This is a genomic window from Streptomyces zaomyceticus (genome assembly GCF_014656215.1).
GTDB lineage: Bacteria > Actinomycetota > Actinomycetes > Streptomycetales > Streptomycetaceae > Streptomyces > Streptomyces zaomyceticus.
This window is the reverse complement of record NZ_BNBZ01000032.1, coordinates 1-21,096: the sequence shown is the minus strand read 5'-3', so window position 1 is coordinate 21,096 and position 21,096 is coordinate 1. Positions and strand designations below refer to the sequence as shown.

Sequence of the window (21,096 nt, the reverse complement as noted above, 5' to 3'; positions counted from 1 at the left end):
AACCCCGTCGAAAGCGCGCCACCGAACATGCCCGTCCACCTCCGCCGCCGTCACCACCCGTCCCGCCGGCCCCGCCGCAGGGCCGTCTCCACGGCCGTGGCGGCCCTCCTCGTGGGCGGCACCTTCGCCGGGCTGCTCTCGGTGACGGCCGCGCCGGGACCGTCGACGGCACACGCCGCACCGGAGACGGGAACGGCGACGGCGACGGCCGGGGCGGAGGCACCGGCCCCGCAGGGTGCGGCGAAGCGCATGGCCGCCCCGCCGCCCCCGGCCGCGCCGAAGGCGAAGGTCCGCACCTCCGTCGTCCAGGTCGTGGCGCACCCCGACGACGACCTGTACTTCATGAACCCGGACGTCTCCCAGTCCCTCCGCTCCGGCACCCCCCTGACCTCCGTGTACCTCACGGCCGGCGAGTCGGACGGCGTCAACGCCCGCCCGCGCGACGCCGCCGACGCCACCGCCGACAAGGCGGGCTACGCCGAGGCCCGGCAGAACGGCATCCGGGCCGCGTACGCCGAGATGGTGACCGGCAGCCGCACCAGCCCCTGGGAGCGGACGGCGATCCCCACGGCCGGCGGCGCGACCGCCGAGATGGACACCCTGCGCGCGAAGCCGCAGGTCAAACTGGTGTGGCTGCAGCTGCGCGAGGCGGGCTCGATAAGCGACGACCGCCCGCACAGCCTCAACGGCCTCTGGCACGGCAGGATCGGCGCGCTGGAGTCGCAGCGCTCCTCCGGCACCCCGGTCGCCGCCGACTTCACGTACACGAAGGACCAGGTCGTCGCCACGATCGCGGGGCTGCTCGACCGGTTCCGGCCGACCTTCGTCCGTATGCAGGACCCGAGCCCGGGCACGTATCCGGAGACCGGGAAGCTCCGCGACCACCAGGACCACCTGTACGGGGCGAGGTTCGCGCAGGCCGCGCTCGCCCGGTACGCGGAGGTTCCCGGGCATCCGCACGTCGGCGTGCAGAACTACCTCGGCTACCCCACCACCCTCCTGCCGCACACCCTCGACCCCGAGACCGCGGGCGCGAAGCTGAGGACCCTGCAGACCTACGCCTGGCTGGACGGGGTCAACGACTGCGGGACCGTGTCGGGCTGCGGCGATCTGAAGGTCGCCGCACGGCCCGCCGGACGGGGCTGGTCCGAGACCGTGCGATACGCCCGGGGCACCTCCACCTCCTGGGTGCAGCGCGGCCCCGACGGCGGGCTGCACGCCTTCTCCGTCCTCGACGGGCACCTCGCCACCTGGCGGAAGCCGGCGGCCGGCGGCGCGTGGCGCGGCCCGACGCTGCTGCCCGGCGGCGGCCTCGACAGCGGGGTCACCTCGGTGACCCGGCCCGACGGGCGGATCGCGGTCTACGGCACCCGGACCGTGCTCGACGACGGCCCGGACGGCTACCGCCGGGAGGTGGTGACCACCGCCCAGACGGCGCCGGACGGCTCGTTCGGCCCCTGGCTCTCGCTCGGCACACCCGAGCGGGACGACGCCGACGGCACCTCGGACATCAGCGCGCCCGCCGTGACCGTGGACGGCGACGGCCGGACGACCCTGCTCCTGCGGGACAGCCGGCACCGGCTGACCGCCCGCGAACAGGGTGCGGACGGCGGCTGGGGGCCGTGGCGGGTGCTCGGCGGCGAGGACGTGTACGGCGACCCGGTCGCCGCGACGGACGCGGCCGGACGGACGTACGTCTTCGCGAGCACCCCGAGGACGGTGCTCGCATGGGCGGGGCAGCGCCCCGGCGGGCCGCTCGGCGGCCCGGTGCGGACCGGACTCCCTCCGACGACGCTGGCACTGAGCGCGAGCCCGGCGCCGGACGGCGACGGCATACGGCTCTGGTTCCGCAAGCCCGCCTCCGGTGATCTGCGCAGCGCCGACTTCTCGGGCGTCCGCCCGGTCTCCCCGGTCACGGAGCTGCCCGGCGGCGTGGCGGGCTTCGGCCCGGTGAGCGGCGGCGACGGACTCCTCGCGGTCCGGTCCCGGACCGGCTTCCTGGCGACGGCGCCGCACGGCAGGACCGGGGCGATGCCGATATGGACGCTGGAGGGTTTCCTGTTCTCGGGGGCGCCGGACGCGGGGACGGACGGGGTGGCGGCGATAGGCCTGGACGGCCGTCTGCACTGGACGCCCGCGGGCCGATGAGTTCCGCGGGTCCGCGCGGTCTTCCCTGAGGGACGCCGGAGCAGGCGTACGCGACGAAGGGAACGGCGATGGACCCGCAGACCGCCCTCGACCCCCGGTACAGCGACGACAAGGCGGGCGCGGCGCCCTGGCCGGACGCCGAGGAACGGCTCGCGGCCGCAGAGGTCTACTGGCTGACGACCGTGCGCCCGGACGGCCGCCCGCACGTGACCCCGCTGATCGCCGTCTGGTCGCACGGCGCGCTCCACTTCTGCACCGGCCCCGACGAGCGCAAGGCCCGCAACCTGACCGGGAACCGGTCGGTGGTCCTCACCACGGGCACGCCCACGCTCGGCGAGGGCTTCGACCTGGTGGTCGAGGGGGAGGCGGCCCGGGTGACGGACGAGGACCGGCTGCGGGCGCTGGCGGATGCGTACGTGGAGAAGTACGGGGAGGAATGGCGGTTCGAGGTGCGCGACGGGGCGTTCGTGGGCGACGGTGGTACGGCCCTGGTGTTCGCGGTCGCGCCTCGCACGGCCTTCGGCTTCGCCAAGGGCGAGCCCTTCGGCCAGACCCGCTGGCGTTTCTGAGGAGAGCACCCATGAACTGGACCCTGGAAGTCGTCCCGGTCCCGGTCACCGACCTGGACCGGGCGAAGGACTTCTACGGCGAGAAGTGCGGCTTCACGGTCGACCTGGACGACGAGGTCGCGCCGGGCACACGGATCGTGCAGCTGACGCCACCGGGCTCACGCTGTTCGCTGGCGCTGCTGAGCGGGATGCCGCCGATGCCGGGCACGAAGGAGATGACGCCGGGCACGCTCCAGAACCTCCAGTTCTGCGTCACGGACATCGAGGCCGCCCGCGCCGACCTGCTCTCCCGGGGCGTCGAGGTCTCCGCGATCCAGCACGTGGGCGCGACGGGCTGGGAGGACGGCAAGGGCGGCACCTGGAACTCGTTCATGACGTTCGCCGACCCGGACGGCAACGGCTGGCTGGTCCAGGAGGCCCCGACGGAACTGACGGAACGCTAGCCGGGGCACACCCCGCGAAACACGACGCCTCAGGGCCGCCGGCACGAAGCCGCCGGCCCTGAGCCGGCACGGGCCCCGCCCGCCGCGAGCACCTGCGGCACCGGCGGGTTCCCGCGAGACTCACGGCGTCACTTCCGCCGCTTCGCCTTCGCCTCGCGCTCGGCTTCCTTGCGCTTCTGGATCGTGTACGTGGACCAGTCGCCGCGATGGCGGTCGCACCGGGATGCGCCCACCATGGCCAGCCGCTGACAACTGGTCCCCTTCTGCGTAGGTGCTCCGCACTTGGACTGCGAACGGGCCACGGTTCCCCCCGGTGCTGATGGACCCTCGGACCAGGTAAGCGTCGCGGGAGACCACGCCGCTCGGAAGGCGTACACCGATGCACGACGGACATGGACGGGCGCTCGGGGGCGCACGCCTTCCCACTGCGCTGGTGCAGAGTCGATGTGCGCAGGAGCTTTCCTGGGTTCAGGAGCGGGAGGGCAACCATGGAGAGCGCAACCATGGCAGCCGGCGTCTGACGGCCCGGAGAGCGCCCAGAGCCCAGTGGGACGACTCAGGGCCGACGGTTCGCGACCGTCGGCCCTGATCGTCAACTCCGGGTTCTACCCGCTCCGACCTGTGCTTACAGCACCGGCAGGTTCTTGCGGAGTTCGAAGGCGGTGACCTCGGAGCGGTACTCCTCCCACTCCTGCTTCTTGTTGCGGAGGAAGAAGTCGAAGACGTGCTCGCCGAGGGTCTCCGCGACCAGTTCGCTCTTCTCCATCAGGGCGATCGCCTCTCCCAGGTTCTGCGGGAGCGGCTCGATGCCCATCGCGCGGCGTTCCGCGTCGGAGAGGGCCCAGACGTCGTCGTCGGCGCCGGCCGGGAGTTCGTAGCCCTCTTCGATGCCCTTGAGGCCGGCGGCGAGGAGGACGGCGTAGGTCAGGTACGGGTTGGCGCCCGAGTCGATGGAGCGGACCTCGACGCGCGAGGAACCCGTCTTGCCCGGCTTGTACATGGGGACGCGGATGAGGGCGGAGCGGTTGTTGTGGCCCCAGCAGATGTACGAGGGGGCCTCGCCGCCCGAGCCCGCCGTGCGGGACGAGCCGCCCCAGATGCGCTTGTACGAGTTGACCCACTGGTTGGTGACCGCGGAGATCTCGCCGGCGTGCTTCAGGAGGCCCGCGATGAAGGAGCGGCCGACCTTGGAGAGCTGGTACTCGGCGCCCGACTCGTAGAACGCGTTCCGGTCGCCCTCGAAGAGGGAGAGGTGGGTGTGCATGCCCGAGCCCGGGTAGTCCGAGAACGGCTTCGGCATGAACGTCGCCTGGACGCCCTGCTCCAGCGCCACCTGCTTCATGACCAGACGGAACGTCATGATGTTGTCCGCCGTGGAGAGGGCGTCGGCGTAGCGGAGGTCGATCTCCTGCTGGCCCGGCGCGCCCTCGTGGTGGCTGAACTCCACCGAGATGCCCATCGATTCGAGCATCGTGATGGCCTGACGGCGGAAGTCCATGCCCACGTTCTGCGGGGTGTGGTCGAAGTAGCCCGAGTTGTCCGCCGGGGTGGGGCGGGTGCCGTCGAGCGGCTTGTCCTTCAGCAGGAAGAACTCGATCTCGGGGTGGGTGTAGAAGGTGAAGCCGAGGTCCGAGGTCTTGGCCAGGGCCCGCTTCAGGACGTAGCGCGGGTCCGCGAACGACGGCGACCCGTCGGGCATCAGGATGTCGCAGAACATCCGGGCCGTACCCGGCGCCTCGGCCCGCCACGGCAGGATCTGGAAGGTGCCCGGGTCGGGCTTGGCGATCATGTCCGACTCGTATACGCGGGCGAAGCCCTCGATCGCGGAGCCGTCGAACCCGATGCCCTCGTCAAAGGCCTGCTCAAGCTCGGCGGGCGCCACGGCCACCGACTTGAGGAAGCCGAGCACATCGGTGAACCACAGGCGTACGAAGCGGATGTCGCGCTCCTCGAGCGTTCGGAGCACGAATTCCTGCTGCTTGTCCATTTCCACACCCATCCTCGCTGGTCAGGCCGCCTGCTCCCACCGCCTCGGCAACATCGGGGGGCACCTGAGCATCCCACCACATGGTTTCGCGCACGTTGCACACCCATAGTGCCTGCTCCGGTGTGACTCAGGTAACGCGGGAAGGCCCGCGTCCGGGTGTCGGTACACCCCTCCGGAGCACACCCGTCGGTACCGAGTGGTACCCCGTTCGGCCCACGGAGGGCCCACGCCCACTACGATCTCCGCCCATGGGGGCCCCACGGCTCGTACGCCCGTCCCGGCACGCGCGTCCCATGGCACTGGTGAGTGCCGTGGCGACGCTCCTCGCCGCGCTCTTCTTCTGTCTGGGGTCCGGGCCCGGCAGCCATCACGCGCCCGCCGGAGCCCACACGGGCGCGCGGGCGGCGGGGAACGCGGCCGCCCCCACCACCACCGTGACCGGCGCCGACCACGCCGTCGGCGAGGTCGCCGTCGAGTACGTCTGTCCTTACGACCGCGGCGGCTGCTCCCTCTTCCCCTCCCTCTCCCCCGCGGTGCTCAGCGCGCCCCCGCTCGACCCTCCGCCGCACGCGGCGGGCGGCCCGCCGCGCCTCGACCCGCCGTCGGGTGACGGCCCGGCGCGCCGTTCGGGCGCCCGCCCTCGCGCGCCGGACCTGCACGTCCTTCAAGTTCTCCGGACGTAGCGGCGGCGGGCGTCCCGCCCCCGCACGTCCACCCCCGAACTCCACCCCACCCCTGAAGAAGGACGACACCACCATGGCCGCCAACCGCTCCGCCAACGCCGACCGCCGCGCCCGAATAGAGGAGATGCGCCGCGCCGAGCAGGCGCGTGAGCGCCGCAACCGCTTCATCACCATCGGTGTCTCGGGCGTCGTCGTCCTGGGCCTCGTCGGTTTCGGCACCTTCGTGCTGATGAAGAAGTCCGACGAGCAGGACAAGAAGGACGCGGCCGCCAAGGCCCCCATCACCGCCGAGAAGACCTGGGACGCCAAGAAGCTCGGCCGCAACCACGTCGAGACGGCCGTGAAGTACGACATGAAGCCGCCGGTCGGCGGCGACCACAACCCGGTCTGGATGAACTGCGACGGCGTCGTCTACAAGAAGGCCATCGCCGAGGTGAACGCCGTGCACTCGCTCGAGCACGGCGCCGTCTGGGTGACGTACAACAAGAAGGCCGCCGCCGACGACGTGAAGAAGCTCGAGGACAAGGTCGGCAAGACCAAGTACACGCTGATGAGCCCGGTGGACGACCAGGCCGGCGCCATCATGCTGTCCGCCTGGGGCAAGCAGGTCACCGTGGACAACGCGAGCGACCCCCGTATCGACGCCTTCTTCACCAAGTACGTCCAGGGTCCGCAGACCCCCGAGCCGGGCGCCGCCTGCACCGGCGGGCTGTCGCAGTGACCGGCGACGAGGACCTCCTGCCGGCCCCGGCACGGCGGCCCAACCGGACGCAGTGGGCGGCGGTCACCGCCGTCGCGCTCGCCCTGCTCTTCGCCGGGGGCGCCGTCACCGTCGCCTCCGCCGAGCGCGAGGAGGCGCCGCGGACACCCGCGTCCCTCTCCGCGGACGCCGGTTTCGCCCGGGACATGTCGGTCCACCACCAGCAGGCCGTCGAGATGTCGTTCATCGTCCGGGACCGCACCCGGGACGAGGAGGTGCGCCGCCTGGCGTACGACATCGCCAACACCCAGGCCAACCAGCGGGGCATGATGCTCGGCTGGCTCGACCTGTGGGGGCTCCCCAAGGTCGAGTCCGGCGTCGAGCCGATGACCTGGATGGGCATGGGCGGTTCCGGTGACACCGGTCCGCTCGACGGGGCGCTGATGCCGGGCATGGCGACCAACGCCCAGCTCGACGAGTTGCGCCGGGCCAGTGGCCGCGAGGCCGAGGTGCTGTACCTGAAGCTCATGACCGAGCACCACCGTGGCGGGGTCCACATGGCCGAGGGCTGTGTGCAGAAGTGCTCGGTGGACGTCGAGCGCAATCTCGCCCAGGGCATGGTCGACGCCCAGAAGTCCGAGATGCTGCTGATGGCGGACATGCTGAGGAAGCGCGGCGCCTGAGGCCGACCCGTCGGACCCCCGGCCCCCGTGACCCGCACCGCCGCGGTCACGGGGGCCGTGGCATGCGCCGGCCCGGGACGGCACCCGCCACGGCCCGACCCGGGACGGCACAGCCCGCCACGGCCCTGTGGACCGGGCCCGGTCCGGCGTGGCGGGGGCCGCTGCGGGCCGTACGTCGAGAAGTCGCGGTGCTCGGAGCGTGCGCCGACAATGGATGGGGCTCGGGGACGTACGGATGACCGCGTTCGACGAAAGGTACGTGCCTCATGACCACGGCGAAGGACATCATGCATCCCGGGGCCCAGTGGATCCCGGCACACGAGACGCTCGACCGCGCCGCGCAGATGATGCGCGACATGAACGTGGGCGCGCTGCCCATCGCCGACGAGAACGAGCGGCTCTGCGGCATCCTCACGGACCGCGACATCGTCGTCGGCTGTGTGGCCATGGGTCACGACCCGGCCAGGATCACCTGTGGCGACATGGCCAAGGGCACCCCGCGCTGGGTCGAGGCGGGCGCCGACGTGGGCGCCGTCCTGGAGGAGATGCAGAGCCACCAGATCAGGCGTCTGCCCGTCATCGAGGGCAAGAGGCTCGTCGGCATGATCAGCGAGGCCGATCTGGCCCAGCACCTGTCGGACGAGCAGATGCAGGCGTTCTGCGCGAGCGTCTACGCCTCTTCCTGACCGGGGCGCAGCACCGCCCGGGCCACCGCGTCCGGGCGGTCCAGCATGACCAGATGGCCCGACGGCACGGCCGCCTCGTAGTGGGCGCCGAGCCGTCGGGCCAGCGCGCGTTGGCGCCGTTCCCAGCGGGCGGAGCCCTCGGGGGCGGCGAGGACGGTGGCGGGGAGGCCCGGCGGAAGCGGGTGGGTGGTGCGCAGGGCGAGGAGCTCGGCGGCGACGGCTCCGTACCGGGCGTTCTCCAGGAGGGTGCCGCGCAGCACGCGTGAGGTGCGGTAGACGCGGCGGACGAGGGCGGTCGGGGCCCGGTCGTGCCGCACGGCCGCGCGGCGGACGGCGGGGCCCAGGGCGGCGGGGAGGCCGGTGGCGGCGAGGGCGGGGCCGAGCAGGTCTGCCAGGGCGGCCGTACGGGAGGGGCGGGGGCGCTCCTCCACCGACGAGTCGACGAGCACGAGGCCGGCTGTCCGGTCCGGGTGGAGCCGGGCGAAGGCCTCCGCGTGGAACCCGGCGATCGAGTGCCCGACGACGGTGGCGGGCCCGGTGAGGCCCAGGGCGTCGAGCAGTGCGGCGATCCGGTGCGCCTCGCCGGCGGCGGTGGGCGGGGCGACGGCGGGCGCGGAGAGGCCGTGTCCGGGGCGGTCGAAGCGGACGACCGTACGGCGCGGGGCGAGGAGCGGGACGACCGGGTCCCAGTCGAACCAGCTCAGGCCGAGTCCCGCGCTGAGGACGCAGACCGGGCCGGAGCCGTCGACGACGACGTGGTGGGCCGCTCCCCCGATCCTTACGAAGGTCATCGTTCCTCCTGGGAGACGGCGAGGGAGTACGCGAGGACCGCGAGCCAGACCGCGACCAGGAGGACCTGGAGCCGTTGGCCCGCCCCGAGGGCCCAGGTGCCGTTCCCGGCCTCGAAGGCGGCGACGGCCCCCAGGGTCCAGACGGTGGCGGCGAGCTCCACGGCGACGAGGGCCGGGCCGGTACGGGCGAGGGGCCACCGGCCGTCGAGGCGACGGGCGGCGACGGTCAGGGCGACCAGGGCGACGAGGGCGGCGGTCATGGCGAGACCGGAACTGGCGGCATGGGCCGTATGGGTGGCGGGCACCAGACCGGCGCTCTCGCGTGCCGCGCACGCGGGGTCGGCGGTGGCGGCGCAGCTGAGCGGGAGCCGTGAGTCGGCGACGGTGGCGGCCCCGAAGACGGCGAGCGCGATCCAGCCGGCGAGCGCCCAGGGCTCGTGGGAGGTGGGGCGGCGGGGACCGGAGGAGCGACCGCCCTCCGGTGGGCGACCCGGCCCCGTGAGCCGTCCCGTGCCCGTCGGCCGCCCCGTTCTCCTCGGCCGCTCCATGCCCGTCGGCCGCCCCGTCCCCAGCAGCCCCGTCACCGCTCCCGCCAGGATCAGCGCCCCCGCCACCAGGTCCGTGGCCCGGAAGAAGGCACCCAGGGGCTGGTCCTCCGCCGCCAGTTCGGAGACGTACGTCCGGACGGGGTCGAGCCCGGTGTGGACGAGGACTTCGAGGACCCACGCGGTGTACGCGAGCGCTCCGAGGGCCAGCAGGGCGGCCGAGGCTCGTGTCACTTTTCCGGGCATAGTGGGTCTGACGCTACGGCCTGGCGGACGGTTGACCCCGGTAGGGGCGCATCCGCACGGCGAGCCGGGCCGTTTCTGCCGGGGCGTCAGTGGTCTCCGGAGGCCGTCAGTGGTCGTCAGCGTTCGCCATGGGGCACGGCCAGGCGGCGAAGGGCCTCGCACACCGCCCTCGCGCAACCGCCCCGCACACCGCCCCACGAACGCCCCCGCCCCCCTTCCACAGCCGTTTCCCAGGACATCGCGTCGGTTTGACGATTACACTGGGCGGGTGCCTCAACTACGCCTCGCCCTGAATCAGATCGACTCGACCGTCGGAGACATCGCCGGGAACGCCGAGGCGATCGTGCACTGGACCCGGCACGCCGCCGGACAGGGCGCGCATCTCGTCGCGTTCCCCGAGATGGCGCTGACCGGATACCCCGTCGAGGACCTCGCGCTGCGCCCCTCCTTCGTCGAGGCGTCCCGCTCGGCCCTGCGCGGCCTCGCCCGCCGGATCGCGGACGAGGGCCTCGGGGAGGTGCCGGTCGTCGTCGGCTATCTGGACCGCTCCGAGCGGGCGGAGCCGCGGCTCGGCCGGCCCGCCGGTTCGCCCGAGAACGCCGCCGCCGTGCTGCACCGGGGCGAGGTGGTGCTGCGCTTCGCCAAGCACCATCTCCCCAACTACGGCGTCTTCGACGAGTACCGCTACTTCGTGCAGGGCGACACGCTGCCGGTGGTCAGGGTCCACGGGGTCGACGTGGCCCTGGCGATCTGCGAGGACCTGTGGCAGGAGGGGGGCAGGGTCCCCGCGGCGCGCAGCGCGCGGGCGGGGCTGCTCCTGTCGGTCAACGCCTCGCCGTACGAGCGGAACAAGGACGACTCGCGGCTCGACCTGGTCCGCAAGCGGGCGCAGGAGGCCGGGTGCGTCACCGCGTATCTGGCGATGACGGGCGGGCAGGACGAGCTGGTCTTCGACGGCGACTCGATCGTGGTGGACGCGGCCGGTGAAGTGATCGCCCGCGCCCCGCAGTTCGTCGAGGGCAGCGTCGTGCTGGACCTGGAGCTTCCGGCGGCCGGTCCGGACGCCCCGGAGGGGGTCGTGGACGACGGGCTGCGGATCGATCGCGTGGTGCTCTCGGAGGAGCCGCTGCCCTCGTACGAGCCGGAGCTGGCGGGCGGTTACGCGCACCGGCTCGACGACGACGAGGAGGTGTACTCCGCGCTGGTCATCGGGGTCCGCGCCTATGTCGCGAAGAACGGTTTCCGCTCGGTGATCGTCGGTCTCTCCGGCGGCATCGACTCGGCGCTCGTCGCGGCCATCGCCTGCGACGCGCTCGGCGCGGAGAACGTGTACGGGGTGTCGATGCCCTCGAAGTACTCCTCCGACCACTCGCGCGGCGACGCGGCCGAGCTGGCCCGCCGCACCGGGCTGCACTACCGCACGGTGTCGATCGAGCCGATGTTCGACGCGTACATGGGTTCGCTCGGGCTCACCGGCCTCGCGGAGGAGAACCTCCAGTCGCGGCTGCGCGGCACGACGCTGATGGCGCTCTCCAACCAGGAGGGGCACCTCGTCCTCGCGCCGGGCAACAAGTCCGAGCTGGCGGTGGGCTATTCGACGCTGTACGGCGACTCCGTCGGCGCGTTCGGGCCCATCAAGGACGTCTACAAGTCGACCGTGTTCCGGCTCGCCCGCTGGCGCAACCGGGCGGCCGAGGAGCGCGGTCAGACCCCGCCTATCCCGGAGAGCTCGATCACCAAGCCGCCCAGCGCCGAGCTGCGCCCGGACCAGGTCGACACGGACTCGCTGCCGGACTACGACACCCTGGACGCGATCCTCGCCCTGTACGTGGACCAGGACCGGGGCCTCGACGAGATCGTGGCCGCCGGCTACGACGGGGAGCTGGTCGCGCGGACGCTGCGGATGGTGGACACGGCGGAGTACAAGCGGCGCCAGTACCCGCCGGGCACCAAGATCTCGGCGAAGGGCTTCGGCAAGGACCGGCGGCTGCCGGTCACGAACCGCTGGCGGGAGAACCCGGCCGGCTGACGGCCGGTTCGCCCTCCTGCCCGGCCGTCCTGAGGGGGCTTCCCGCGATCACGCGGGAGGCCCCCTTCCGCGTACCGCCGTCGCGGTCGAGGAGACCCGCCACCGCGGCGACCGCGAGACCCACCACGGTGAGCCCCGCGCCGACGAGCGCGGGCGAGGTCCAGCCCCAGCCCGCGGCGACGGCCGCGCCGCCCGCCCAGGCGCCGCCCGCGTTGGCGAGGTTGAAGGCGGAGTGGTTGGAGGCGGAGGCGAGCGTGGGGGCGTCCTTGGCCTTGTTCATGACCAGCATCTGGAGCGGGGTGGTGGTCATGAAGCCGACCGCGCCGAGCACCACCACCGTGACCAGGGCGAGCCAGGGCACGTGGACGGTGAAGCGGAAGGCGACGAGGGTGAGGACGAGGGCGCCGAGCGAGCCGTACAGGGTCGGGCGGAGCGCCCGGTCGGTCAGCGGGCCCGCGGCGAGCGCCCCGCCGGTCATGCCGAGGCCGAAGAGGGCGAGGACGACGGTGACGGTGGAGTCGCCGAAGCCCATCACCTCGGTGGTCATCGAGGCCAGGTACGAGTAGACGGCGAAGACTCCGGCGAAGCCGAAGACGGCGGTGAGCAGGCCGAGCAGCACCTGCGGGCGGCCGAGGGCGCGCACCTCGCGGCCGAGGCCCTGCCGCTCGTCGACGGGGACGTGCGGGACGAGGCGGGCGAGCGCGGCCATGGCGAGCAGGCCGACGACGGAGACGACGAGGAAAGTGGCCCGCCAGCCGAGGTGCTGTCCGAGCAGGGTCGCGGCGGGTACGCCGAGGATGTTGGCGACGGTCAGGCCGAGGAACATCGTGGCCACCGCCCGGGCCTGCCGGTCCTCGCGGACGAGGCGGGCGGCGACGACGGCGCCGAGCCCGAAGAAGGCGCCGTGCGGGAGCCCGGCGAGGACCCGGCCCGCGATGAGCCAGCCGAAGCCGGGGGCGAGGGCGGAGGCCAGGTTGCCGACGGTGAAGAGGGCCATCAGCAGGAGCAGCATCCGTTTGCGGGGGATGCGGGAGCCGAGGGCGGTGAGCAGCGGGGCGCCGACGACGACGCCGATCGCGTACGCCGAGACGAGGTACCCGGCGGTGGGGACGGAGGTGCCGAGGTCGTCGGCGACCTGCGGGAGCAGGCCCATCATCACGAATTCGGTGGTGCCGATGCCGAAGGCGGAGACGGCGAGCGCGAGCAGCGCCAGGGGCATGGGGGGAGCCTTTCCTGAAGATAGTTCTTCGACGGAACAAAGGCTCTCAGACGATTTCTTCCCGCCTCTCCGACGAATGGGGCGGAAAGGATCGAAAAGGGAGGCAAGGACCGGAAAGGGTGGTCAGAGTGTGACCCGGGCCGCGATCGGCAGGTGGTCGCTCATCGTCTCCGGGAGGGCCCAGGAGGACATCGGCTCGACGCCCTTCACCATGATCTGGTCGATGCGGGCCATCGGGAACGAGGCCGGCCAGCTGAAGCCGAAGCCGTCTCCGGCCGCGCCCTGGGTGGAGCGGAGCTGCGAGGTGACGGCGTTGAGCGCGCGGTCGTTCATGGTGCCGTTGAGGTCGCCGAGGAGGATGATCCGCTCGTGCCGGTCGTCGGAGATCGCCTCGCCGAGGGCGTTCGCGCTCACGTCGCGCTGGTTGGCGGTGAAGCCGGCGTTCAGCTTGACCCGGACGGACGGCAGGTGGGCGACGTACACGGCGACCTCGCCCTTCGGGGTGACGACGGTGGCGCGCATGGCGCGGGTCCAGCCCATCCGGATGTCGACCGGCTGCGCGGCGCGCAGCGGCAGCTTGCTCCACAGGCCGACCGTGCCCTGGACGGAGTGGTACGGATAGGCCTTCGCCAGGCCCTTCTCGTACGCCGGGACCATGTCGCCCTTCAGCTCCTCCAGGGCCAGGACGTCGGCGCCGGACTCGGCGAGCACGCGGGCCGTGCCCGCGGGGTCCGGGTTGTCGGCGTTGACGTTGTGGGTGGCGACGGTCAGGTCGCCGCCCGCGGCCGACTTGTCGGCGACGAGTCCCCCGAAGACGTTCAGCCAGACCACGGCCGGCAGCAGCAGGGCGATCAGCGCGGTGGCGGAGCGGCGCAGCAGGGCGAGGACCAGCAGGACCGGGACGAAGAGGCCGAGCCAGGGCAGGAAGGTCTCGGTGAGGCTGCCCAGGTTGCCGATCCGGTTGGGGATGTCGGAGTGGAAGACCATCAGCAGGGTGAGGGCGACGGCGAACAACGCGAGCACGATGCCCCGGCGCCAGATTCCCCGGTCGTGGCGGAGCCCGTCGAGGGCGGTCCGGAAGCGGGAGGCGGGGGGCTCGTTCCCCGCGCCGCCCTGCTCGGTCTCCGTCATGTCCACCCGCGCCATCGCCCGTCCTCACTGCCTTGCTGCCGTGCTGCCTTGCTGCGTTGCTGCCTTGCTCCGTGACCCGACGTCGACACTAGGCGATGACGGGTCCGTCGTACGTCCCGAGGGACGACAGCGTTGGCGTGGCGGGTTCCTGCAGGTGGCGCGTTCGGGCGGGCTGTGACAGAACGCGCACATTTGGCCGGGGCTTTCGTCGCGGCGGCGTCGGCCCCGCGGACGTCTTCGCTCCGGTCAGCCGCGCGGGCGCAGACCCTCCATCACGGTGTCGACGACCCGCTCGGCGAGACCGGGCTCCAGGGAGGCGCCGGGGCGGATGACGGTGCGCAGGAGCAGGGGGCCGGTGAGGAGGTCCGCGACGAACTCGACATCGAGGTCGTCGCGGATCTCCCGCTGCTCCATCCCGCGCCGCACGGTGTCCAGGGTGAGGCGGCGGCGCGGCTCGATGACGGTGACGTGGTAGATCTCCCACAGCCTCGGATACAGCTGCATCTGCCCGAAGACGTTGTGGAGCAGGCTGGAGGTCCGCTTGGCGACTCCGCGTTCGCGCAGCGACTCCATGAGGACGACGAGGTCGCCCCGGACCGAGGTGCCGGGGAGCACCGGGTCCGGGGGTTCCACCGAGCGGAGCAGGTCGACGAGGAGCTCCTCCTTGCCGGTCCAGCGGCGGTAGAGGGTGGCCTTGCCGACGCCGGCGGTGCGGGCGATCCGCTCGACGGACAGTTCGGCGAGCGGCACTCCCTCGTCCAGGAGGCCGACGACCGCGTCGAAGACGGCCCGCTCGACCCCCTCGCTCCGGGGGCGCCCGCGGCGGGGGGCCTGCTCCCGGCCGTGGGTGTCCGGGGTTCCGGGGGTCCCGTCGTCCTGCCGCGACACGTGCGCTCCACTCTCGTCCGGGGGTCCGGCGGCTTCCGGGGGTCCGGCCGCTTCCGGGTACGGGGGTTCTACCGTCGGGCCGATTCTCCCGCCTCGGCGGAGGGGCCGGGCACGGAGGCCCGCCCCTCGTCGCCGGCGCCTCCGGTTCCGGGCCCGGCCGCTCCCGCCGGGGTGCGGCCCGGGAGGAAGACCGCGACCACCACCGCGCCGATCACACCGATCACCGCCGAGGCGATCGCCGTGACGTGCATGGCGTCCAGGAAGGCGTCGTACGCGGGGGCCACCAGGTCCCGGCCCGCCGGGCCGAGCTTCTCCGCGACCGCGAGGGTGGCCTCGACGGACTCGCCCGCCGTGGCGCGCAGGGCCTCCGGGACGGCGCCCAGGTGTCCCTCGATCTCCCCGCGGTACGTGGAGGAGAGCACCGAGCCGAGGACGGCCACGCCGAGCGCGCCGCCGACCTGCCGGAAGGTGTTGTTGATCGCCGAGCCGGAGCCGGCCTTCTCGCGGGGCAGCGCCTGCATGATCGCGACCGTGACCGGCGGCATGATGTGCGCCATGCCCGCGCCCTGGAGGAAGAAGACGATCTCCATGACCCAGATCGGGGTGGAGGCGTCGAAGAGGGCGAAGGCGGCGAGGCCGAGGGCGACGAGCAGCATGCCGACGGTGCACACGGCCTTGGCGCCGAAGCGCTCGACGACGAGCCGCGCCCGGGGCGCGAACACCATCTGCGCGACGGCCAGCGGCAGGATGAGCAGGCCGGACTGGAGCGCGCTGTAGCCGCGGACGCTCTGCAGGTAGAAGGCGGAGAAGAAGGTCACGCCCATGAGGGCGAAGAAGACGAGCGCGATGGCGGCGACGGCCGCGGAGAACGCGGGCCTCCTGAAGTACCCCATGTCGATCGCCGGGTGGTCGCTGCGCCGCTCGTGGAGGACGAAGAGGACCAGGACGGCGAGGCCGCCGAGGACCGGGGCGAGGACGGTGACGTCGGTGAAACTCGCCAGCTCGCCGCCGCGGATGATCCCGTACACGAGGAGGACGAGTCCGACGACGGAGAGCAGCACGCCGGGTATGTCGATCCGGCCGGGCTTCGGGTCCCGGGAGTCGGGGACGAGCCACGTCATCAGGACGAGGGCGAGGAGGACGACCGGCACGTTGATGAGGAAGATCGATCCCCACCAGAAGTGTTCGAGGAGGATGCCGCCGGTGATCGGGCCGATCGCGATGGCGAGGCCGACGCTGCCGGCCCAGATGCCGATGGCCTTGGGCTGCTCGTCGCGCTCGAAGACGTTCATGAGGACGGCGAGGGTCGCGGGCATGACGAAGGCGGCGCCGAGGCCCATGACGGCCCGGTACGCGATGAGCTCGCCCGGGGAGCCGGAGAGCGCGGCGAGGGCGGAGCCGATGCCGAAGACGGTGATGCCGAAGAGCAGCACCTTCTTGCGGCCGAGACGGTCGCCGAGCAGGCCGGAGGTGAAGAGGAGGCCGGCGAAGACGAGGGTGTACGAGTTGATCGCCCACTCCAGCTCGCCCTGGGTGGCGCCGATGCCGGTGGGCGCGGGGGCGGCGATGGTCTTGACGGCGACGTTCAGGATCGAGTTGTCGAGGACGACGATCAGCAGGCTGAGCATCAGCACGCCGAGGACGGCCCAGCGGCGGCGGTGGACCGCCTCGGGGATGCGGGGCCCGGCGGGCGCGGCGGGTGGAGAGGACGGCTGTGACATGCCCACCACCGTAGAGCAATTTCGATACGAGACCGTCTCGTATCGTAATCCCTGACCGAGTCTTTACGTTGCGGGCAGGTGAACGCCCCGCCGGGCACCGGTGTGAAGAGCGCCACTACGGCCCACTTCCCCGCTCGCCCGGCGAAGTGCCACCATGGATGTGGTCCGGGGACGCCGTCAGGGCGCCTCGAGATGACACAAGGAGCCGTTGACCATGACGCTTCAGGCTGCCCAGAACCCGTCCGCCGACAGCAGCAAGGCGCTGTACGGCGGCAAGGGCACACGCCGCATCACCGTCCACGACATCGCCGCCGCCAAGACCCGCGGCGAGAAGTGGCCCATGCTCACCGCCTACGACGCGATGACCGCCTCCGTCTTCGACGAGGCCGGCATCCCGGTCATCCTCGTCGGCGACTCCATGGGCAACTGTCACCTCGGCTACGACACCACCGTGCCCGTCACGATGGACGAGATGACGCTGCTCTCCGCCGCCGTCGTCCGGGGCACCCGGCGCGCCCTCGTCGTCGGCGACCTCCCCTTCGGTTCGTACCAGGAAGGGCCCGTCCAGGCCCTGCGCAACGCCACCCGGCTGGTCAAGGACGCGGGCGTCGGCGCGATCAAGCTGGAGGGCGGCGAGCGTTCGCTGCCGCAGACCGAGCTGCTCGTCCAGGCCGGCATCCCCGTCATGTCCCACCTGGGTCTCACCCCGCAGTCCGTGAACACCATGGGCTACCGGGTCCAGGGCCGCTCCGACGAGGCCGCGCACAAGCTGCTCCGCGACGCCAAGGCGGCCCAGGACGCGGGCGCGTTCGCGGTCGTCCTGGAGCTCGTACCGGCCGAGCTGGCCGCCGAGGTCACCCGCTCGCTGCACATCCCGACCATCGGGATCGGCGCGGGCGCCGGCACCGACGCCCAGGTGCTCGTCTGGACCGACATGGCCGGCCTGACCGGCGGCAAGGTCCCGCGCTTCACCAAGCAGTACGCCAACCTCCGCGAGACGCTCGGCGACGCCGCGCGCGCCTTCGCGGAGGACGTCGGCGGCGGGGTGTTCCCGGCCGAGGAGCACACCTTCCACTAGTCCGACAGGCCCACACAGCCACTGCGGCACCACCCGACAGCCCGCCGACATCCCCCATCGGCGGGCTGTCGGTCGTCTGTCGGGGGATTGTCGGTGGCGCCTGGTCTAGTGATGGCCATGACGCGATCACACACCAACGCCGTCGAGGTCCGGGGCCTCGTGAAGCACTTCGGCGCCACCAAGGCCCTCGACGGGGTCGACCTGGACGTACGGGAGGGCACCGTCCTCGGCGTGCTCGGCCCGAACGGCGCCGGGAAGACCACCCTCGTCCGCTGTCTCTCCACCCTCCTCGTCCCGGACGCCGGCACCGCCTTCGTCGCCGGGTACGACGTGGTGAAGCACCCCCGCCAGCTGCGCCGCACCATAGGGCTCACCGGTCAGTACGCCTCGGTCGACGAGAAGCTGTCCGGCTGGGAGAACCTGTACATGATCGGGCGGCTGCTCGACCTCTCCCGCGCCGACGCCCGCCGCCGGTCCGACGAGATGCTGGAGCGCTTCTCCCTCACCGACGCCGCCAAGCGGCCCGCGATGACCTACTCCGGCGGCATGCGGCGCCGGCTCGACCTCGCCGCCTCGATGATCGGCCGGCCCGCCGTCCTCTATCTGGACGAGCCGACCACCGGCCTCGACCCCCGCACCCGCAACGAGGTGTGGGACGAGGTCCAGCGGATGGTCTCCGAGGGCGTCACCGTCCTCCTCACCACCCAGTACATGGAGGAGGCGGAGCAGCTCGCCAGCGAGCTGACCGTCATCGACAAGGGCAAGGTCATCGCCCGGGGCGGCGTCGACGAGCTCAAGGCCAAGGTCGGCGGCCGGACCCTGAAGGTCCGCCCGGTGGACCCGGACCAGCTGCCGGCGATGGCCGCCGCGCTCCGCGAGACCGGTCTCGACGGGGTCGCCGGCTCGACCGTCGTCCCCGACGAGGGCGCGCTGTACGTGCCGATCCTCACCGACCAGCAGCTGACCGCCGTCGTGGCGCTGCTCGGCGCGCGGGGCTTCGGGATCGCCCACATCGGCACCCATCTGCCCAGCCTGGACGAGGTGTTCCTGGCGATCACCGGCGAGAAGACCACCGTTTCCGACGAGATCAACGAGGAGGTCGCCGCATGAGCACGACCACGGTCACCAAGCCCCCCGTCGGATCCCCGGGTCCGGCCGCCGCGCGCCGCGAGCCCGTCGCCGAGGGCCGGATCGGCCTCCGGGCCAACCTCCGCCACATCGGCGCCCTGGCGCGCCGCAACGCCCTCCAGATCAAGCAGGACCCGGAGTCGATGTTCGACGCCGTCCTGATGCCGATCATCTTCATCCTGCTCTTCGTGTACGTCTTCGGCGGCGCGATCTCCGGCAAGGGCAACAACGACGTCTACGTGAACTACGTGACGCCGGGCCTGATGGCGATGATGGGCATGAACATCGCGATGGCCGTCGGCGTCGGCATCAACGACGACTTCAAGAAGGGGGTCATGGACCGGTTCCGGACGATGCCGATCGCCCGGTCCTCCGTCCTGATCGCGAAGATCGTCGTCGAGGTCGGCCGGATGCTGATCGCCACCGCGATCCTGCTCGGCATGGGCTTCCTGCTCGGCCTGGAGATCCACACCTCGGTGCTGCACCTCTTCGCGGCCATCGGCCTCTCGATGGTCTTCGGAGCGTCGCTCATGTGGATCTTCATCCTGCTCGGCCTCACCCTGAAGACCGCCCAGGCCGTCCAGGGCATGGCGATGCTGGTCCTGATGCCGCTGCAGTTCGGCTCCTCGATCTTCGCCCCCACGACCTCGATGCCGGGCTGGCTGGAGACCTTCACCGACTACAACCCGCTGTCGAACCTCGCCGACGCCGCCCGGAACCTGATCAACGGCGGCCCGGTCGCCCACTCCGTGTGGATGACCCTCGGCTGGGCCCTGGCCATCACGGTCGTCACGGCCCCCGTGGCGGTGGCCAAGTTCCGCAAGAAGACCTGAGTCCACCGCAGGGGTCCCTGCCGGGTTTCCGGACGGGACTCCGACCGGGATTCCGACGGGGGTTCAGGACTCGGCGCGCTCACTGATCGCGTCGGCGGCGCGACCGAGCAGGGCGGCGGCCTCTTCCAAGGAGAGGCCGTCGCCTTCTGCGTGCGCCACCGCGAACGCCTCCTCGCCGAGCACGGACCGGGCCAGCTCCGTCGCCCGCTCCAGGTTCTCCCGCTCCATCGGCGGCACGCGGTGCCCCGGCGGGACCAGGCCGTCCCTGGCCCCGAGCAGCACCGCCCCGGTCCGTGTCTCCGGGCCGCCGAGACCGGCCAGCGCCCAGGCCGCGGTGACCAGATGGACCCCGGGCATCTGCGGGGCGACCATCATCGACAGCGAGCCGAGAGAACGCTCGTACGCCTCCGAGGCCAGGGCGAGGGCGGAGCCGTACCGCCCGTCGAGGGCGTCCAGCCATCCCAGGCTGCCGAGCGTGAAGCCCTCGAAGATGGAGAGGGTCTCGGAGCTGAACTCCCCCCGCAGCGCGTGCAGCTGTTCCCGCGCCTCGCAGGTGCGACCGCTGCGGCCGAGCGCCAGGGCGAGGAAGATACGGGCGCCGAGCACGGGTTCGTGGCCCCAGCCGTGGTCCCCGTCCACGATCTCGCGCAGGATCGCCTCGCCCTCGTCGAGCCGCCCGGTCTCCACGAGCGTCCCGGCGTACCGGGCCCGCAGCAGCGCCGTCTGCGACTGGGCACCGATCCGCTCCGCGTAGCCGATGGCGGCGGCGAAGTCCTCGGCCGCGTCCTCGAACTCGAGCCGGCGTTCATGGGCCTCCGCGCGGGAGGAGAGCGCCTCGGCCGCACCCCAGGCGTCACCGAGCCGGACGAAGAGAGCCAGGCTCTCGTCGGCGTCGGCGATCGCCTCCGCGGACTGGTCACCCCGGTTGGCGAACATGTTGGCCCGCATCTGGAGGGCGTTGGCGAGCTCCCACTCGTAGCCGTAGCGGCGGCAGGAGTCGATGGTCGAGTCGAGCAGTTCGCGGAGCCGGCCGGCCTCGCCGATGAGGATGACCGCGAAGACGGCGAGGGAGCCGGGCAGCCGGGAGGCCTGGGGTAGGCCCGGCTCGTAGACGTCGGTCATCTCCCGGAGCCGTTCGACACCCCCGGGGCTGGTCCAGCGCCCGGTCTCGTGGTCCATGTTGATCAGCTCGACGAGCCGCACCCCGCGCCGGGCCTCCCAGCGCTGTTCCTCGGAGAGCGGCGGCGGCGCGGCCGTGCACGGCTCGTCCAGGGGGACGACGGGAGCGGCGGGCGGTGTGAACGGGTCGGGGCCGAGGGCGGCGACGGCCCGCGACCAGTGCAGGGCGTCGGAGCGCAGATCGCGCATCTGCCAGTACCAGAGCAGGGAGTGGACGAGGACGAGCGCCTCGTCCTCGTCGTGGCCGTCGACGGCGCGGCGCAGGGCGGTGCGCAGATTGCCGTACTCGGACCCGAAGCGGGCGATCGCGGTGACCTGTCCGGCACCGCGCAGTTCGGGGTCGGTGCGTCGGGCCAGCTCGCGGTAGTACGTCAGATGGCGCCGCTCGACCGCCGCCCGCTCCCCGGAC

General features: G+C 72.4%; 18 protein-coding genes and 1 pseudogene. 11 read left to right on the top strand and 8 right to left on the bottom strand.

Features of this window, described 5'->3' with window-relative positions:
- Window positions 1-27: 27 nt before the first annotated feature.
- The 3 genes from IE311_RS30085 to IE311_RS30075 all read left to right on the top strand — a co-directional run bounded on the left by IE311_RS30085 (window position 28) and on the right by IE311_RS30075 (window position 3,160).
- The gene (locus IE311_RS30085; RefSeq protein WP_189835000.1) at window positions 28-2,148 is read left to right on the top strand and encodes a PIG-L family deacetylase; all 2,121 of its coding nucleotides are present in this window, start codon (window positions 28-30) and stop codon (window positions 2,146-2,148) included.
- Between the two features lie 68 nt (window positions 2,149-2,216).
- Window positions 2,217-2,717, top strand: coding sequence for a pyridoxamine 5'-phosphate oxidase family protein (locus IE311_RS30080; RefSeq protein ID WP_189834999.1), 501 nt, complete (start codon window positions 2,217-2,219; stop codon window positions 2,715-2,717).
- An 11-nt stretch (window positions 2,718-2,728) separates the two neighbouring features.
- A complete protein-coding gene (locus IE311_RS30075) occupies window positions 2,729-3,160 on the top strand; it encodes a VOC family protein (RefSeq protein ID WP_189834998.1) in 432 nt (143 codons plus the stop codon).
- 625 nt (window positions 3,161-3,785) lie between these two features.
- Here the strand turns inward: IE311_RS30075 and IE311_RS30070 are convergent.
- Entirely contained in the window at window positions 3,786-5,147 is a 1,362-nt protein-coding gene (locus tag IE311_RS30070; RefSeq protein ID WP_015033133.1) for a glutamine synthetase family protein, read from the bottom strand.
- 248 nt (window positions 5,148-5,395) lie between these two features.
- Here IE311_RS30070 and IE311_RS30065 point away from each other — a divergent pair, with 248 nt between their 5' ends.
- The 4 genes from IE311_RS30065 to IE311_RS30050 all read left to right on the top strand — a co-directional run bounded on the left by IE311_RS30065 (window position 5,396) and on the right by IE311_RS30050 (window position 7,899).
- Window positions 5,396-5,830: a hypothetical protein gene (locus IE311_RS30065; RefSeq protein ID WP_189834997.1), complete on the top strand. Its 435-nt coding sequence runs from the start codon at window positions 5,396-5,398 to the stop codon at window positions 5,828-5,830.
- Window positions 5,831-5,903: 73 nt separating this feature from the next.
- Window positions 5,904-6,551, top strand: coding sequence for a DUF3105 domain-containing protein (locus IE311_RS30060; protein WP_189834996.1), 648 nt, complete (start codon window positions 5,904-5,906; stop codon window positions 6,549-6,551).
- A gap of 17 nt (window positions 6,552-6,568) precedes the next feature.
- Window positions 6,569-7,213, top strand: a complete 645-nt coding sequence (locus tag IE311_RS30055) for a DUF305 domain-containing protein (RefSeq protein WP_189835047.1) — start codon at window positions 6,569-6,571, stop codon at window positions 7,211-7,213.
- Window positions 7,214-7,479: 266 nt separating this feature from the next.
- Window positions 7,480-7,899 carry a CBS domain-containing protein gene (locus tag IE311_RS30050; protein WP_189834995.1) on the top strand — a complete coding sequence of 140 codons (420 nt, stop codon included), beginning with the start codon at window positions 7,480-7,482 and terminating at the stop codon, window positions 7,897-7,899.
- Here IE311_RS30050 and IE311_RS30045 read toward each other — a convergent pair.
- Complete coding sequence (locus tag IE311_RS30045) at window positions 7,884-8,690, bottom strand: alpha/beta fold hydrolase (protein WP_189834994.1); 807 nt, start codon at window positions 8,688-8,690, stop codon at window positions 7,884-7,886. The two genes, IE311_RS30050 and IE311_RS30045, sit on opposite strands and share 16 nt — an antisense overlap.
- Entirely contained in the window at window positions 8,687-9,481 is a 795-nt protein-coding gene (locus IE311_RS30040; protein WP_189834993.1) for a DUF998 domain-containing protein, read from the bottom strand. The genes IE311_RS30045 and IE311_RS30040 overlap by 4 nt, the downstream gene beginning before the upstream one ends.
- Before the next feature lie 268 nt (window positions 9,482-9,749).
- Here IE311_RS30040 and IE311_RS30035 point away from each other — a divergent pair, with 268 nt between their 5' ends.
- The gene (locus IE311_RS30035) at window positions 9,750-11,510 is read left to right on the top strand and encodes an NAD+ synthase (RefSeq protein WP_189834992.1); all 1,761 of its coding nucleotides are present in this window, start codon (window positions 9,750-9,752) and stop codon (window positions 11,508-11,510) included.
- On the opposite strand, the gene IE311_RS30030 is transcribed toward IE311_RS30035, so the two are convergent.
- The 4 genes from IE311_RS30030 to IE311_RS30015 form a co-directional block, all read right to left on the bottom strand.
- Window positions 11,476-12,729: an MFS transporter gene (locus tag IE311_RS30030; protein ID WP_189834991.1), complete on the bottom strand. Its 1,254-nt coding sequence runs from the start codon at window positions 12,727-12,729 to the stop codon at window positions 11,476-11,478. The two genes, IE311_RS30035 and IE311_RS30030, sit on opposite strands and share 35 nt — an antisense overlap.
- 123 nt (window positions 12,730-12,852) lie before the next feature.
- Complete coding sequence (locus tag IE311_RS30025; RefSeq protein ID WP_189834990.1) at window positions 12,853-13,875, bottom strand: endonuclease/exonuclease/phosphatase family protein; 1,023 nt, start codon at window positions 13,873-13,875, stop codon at window positions 12,853-12,855.
- Window positions 13,876-14,106: 231 nt separating this feature from the next.
- Window positions 14,107-14,748, bottom strand: a complete 642-nt coding sequence (locus IE311_RS30020; protein WP_189834989.1) for a TetR/AcrR family transcriptional regulator — start codon at window positions 14,746-14,748, stop codon at window positions 14,107-14,109.
- A 68-nt stretch (window positions 14,749-14,816) separates the two neighbouring features.
- Complete coding sequence (locus tag IE311_RS30015; RefSeq protein ID WP_189834988.1) at window positions 14,817-16,469, bottom strand: MFS transporter; 1,653 nt, start codon at window positions 16,467-16,469, stop codon at window positions 14,817-14,819.
- Window positions 16,470-16,683: 214 nt separating this feature from the next.
- Here IE311_RS30015 and panB point away from each other — a divergent pair, with 214 nt between their 5' ends.
- From panB to IE311_RS30000, 3 genes are all read left to right on the top strand, one after another.
- Complete coding sequence (panB, locus tag IE311_RS30010) at window positions 16,684-17,547, top strand: 3-methyl-2-oxobutanoate hydroxymethyltransferase (RefSeq protein WP_189834987.1); 864 nt, start codon at window positions 16,684-16,686, stop codon at window positions 17,545-17,547.
- 117 nt (window positions 17,548-17,664) lie between these two features.
- Complete coding sequence (locus tag IE311_RS30005) at window positions 17,665-18,657, top strand: ATP-binding cassette domain-containing protein (protein WP_189834986.1); 993 nt, start codon at window positions 17,665-17,667, stop codon at window positions 18,655-18,657.
- Entirely contained in the window at window positions 18,654-19,508 is an 855-nt protein-coding gene (locus IE311_RS30000) for an ABC transporter permease (RefSeq protein ID WP_189834985.1), read from the top strand. Before IE311_RS30005 ends, IE311_RS30000 begins: the two co-directional genes overlap by 4 nt.
- A gap of 63 nt (window positions 19,509-19,571) precedes the next feature.
- On the opposite strand, the pseudogene IE311_RS29995 reads toward IE311_RS30000, so the two are convergent.
- Window positions 19,572-21,096, bottom strand: a pseudogene (locus IE311_RS29995) (AfsR family transcriptional regulator); the annotation flags it as partial.

Excerpts from the sequence above, each read along its gene's own strand:
- IE311_RS30000 (WP_189834985.1), top strand. The coding sequence starts at position 18,654 with ATGAGCACGACCACGGTCACCAAGCCCCCCGTCGGATCCCCGGGTCCG.
- IE311_RS30085 (WP_189835000.1), top strand. The coding sequence starts at position 28 with ATGCCCGTCCACCTCCGCCGCCGTCACCACCCGTCCCGCCGGCCCCGC.
- IE311_RS30030 (WP_189834991.1), bottom strand. The coding sequence starts at position 12,729 with ATGCCCCTGGCGCTGCTCGCGCTCGCCGTCTCCGCCTTCGGCATCGGC.
- IE311_RS30025 (WP_189834990.1), bottom strand. The coding sequence starts at position 13,875 with ATGGCGCGGGTGGACATGACGGAGACCGAGCAGGGCGGCGCGGGGAAC.
- panB (WP_189834987.1), top strand. The coding sequence starts at position 16,684 with ATGACGCTTCAGGCTGCCCAGAACCCGTCCGCCGACAGCAGCAAGGCG.
- IE311_RS30005 (WP_189834986.1), top strand. The coding sequence starts at position 17,665 with ATGACGCGATCACACACCAACGCCGTCGAGGTCCGGGGCCTCGTGAAG.
- IE311_RS30070 (WP_015033133.1), bottom strand. The coding sequence starts at position 5,147 with ATGGACAAGCAGCAGGAATTCGTGCTCCGAACGCTCGAGGAGCGCGAC.
- IE311_RS30075 (WP_189834998.1), top strand. The coding sequence starts at position 2,729 with ATGAACTGGACCCTGGAAGTCGTCCCGGTCCCGGTCACCGACCTGGAC.
- IE311_RS30080 (WP_189834999.1), top strand. The coding sequence starts at position 2,217 with ATGGACCCGCAGACCGCCCTCGACCCCCGGTACAGCGACGACAAGGCG.
- IE311_RS30065 (WP_189834997.1), top strand. The coding sequence starts at position 5,396 with ATGGGGGCCCCACGGCTCGTACGCCCGTCCCGGCACGCGCGTCCCATG.
- IE311_RS30045 (WP_189834994.1), bottom strand. The coding sequence starts at position 8,690 with ATGACCTTCGTAAGGATCGGGGGAGCGGCCCACCACGTCGTCGTCGAC.
- IE311_RS30040 (WP_189834993.1), bottom strand. The coding sequence starts at position 9,481 with ATGCCCGGAAAAGTGACACGAGCCTCGGCCGCCCTGCTGGCCCTCGGA.
- IE311_RS30015 (WP_189834988.1), bottom strand. The coding sequence starts at position 16,469 with ATGTCACAGCCGTCCTCTCCACCCGCCGCGCCCGCCGGGCCCCGCATC.
- IE311_RS30050 (WP_189834995.1), top strand. The coding sequence starts at position 7,480 with ATGACCACGGCGAAGGACATCATGCATCCCGGGGCCCAGTGGATCCCG.
- IE311_RS30060 (WP_189834996.1), top strand. The coding sequence starts at position 5,904 with ATGGCCGCCAACCGCTCCGCCAACGCCGACCGCCGCGCCCGAATAGAG.